This is a genomic window from Aliihoeflea sp. 2WW (genome assembly GCF_000497755.1).
Taxonomy (GTDB): Bacteria; Pseudomonadota; Alphaproteobacteria; order Rhizobiales; family Rhizobiaceae; genus Aliihoeflea.
In genome coordinates, this window is record NZ_AYOD01000072.1 from 1 (window position 1) to 568 (window position 568).

Sequence of the window (568 nt, forward strand, 5' to 3'; positions counted from 1 at the left end):
ATTGAGATTAGAAAAACCAATAAAACATTTTATAATGTTTAAATTAGTAATATATAATTTATAAAAAGGAACTCGGCAAATAATCTTTTTAACTGTTTATCAAAAACATAGCTTTAAGTCTATATTTTAAGTAATTTCTGCCCAGCGTAATTTATTAGCGGCCGCAGTACCTTGACTGTGCTAAGGTAGCATAATCAATTGGCTTTTAATTATAGTCTGGAATGAACGGATTAATAGGGAAGAACTGTCTCTTTTTAATTTTATTGAAATTTTTTATTAAGTGAAAATACTTATATTTAGATAAAAGACGAGAAGACCCTTAGAATTTTTATTAAAATGTAACTAAACCATAAATTTTTGTTGGGGCGACAGTAAATCACATTAAACATTTAAAAGTTTACATGACAATTAGATTTATAAGAGTATAATTACCTTAGGGATAACAGCATAATTTCTTATAAAGTTTGTGACCTCGATGTTGGACTAGGAACTAAATAACTAACCGTTAACATAGACTGTTCTGTTCGAACATTCACTCCTACATGATCTGAGTTCAGACCGGCGTTAG

General features: G+C 28.9%; 1 rRNA gene. It reads left to right on the forward strand.

The annotated features are described in order from the left end of the window. Window positions 1–568, forward strand: a 23S ribosomal RNA gene (locus tag ALII_RS22985); the annotation flags it as partial.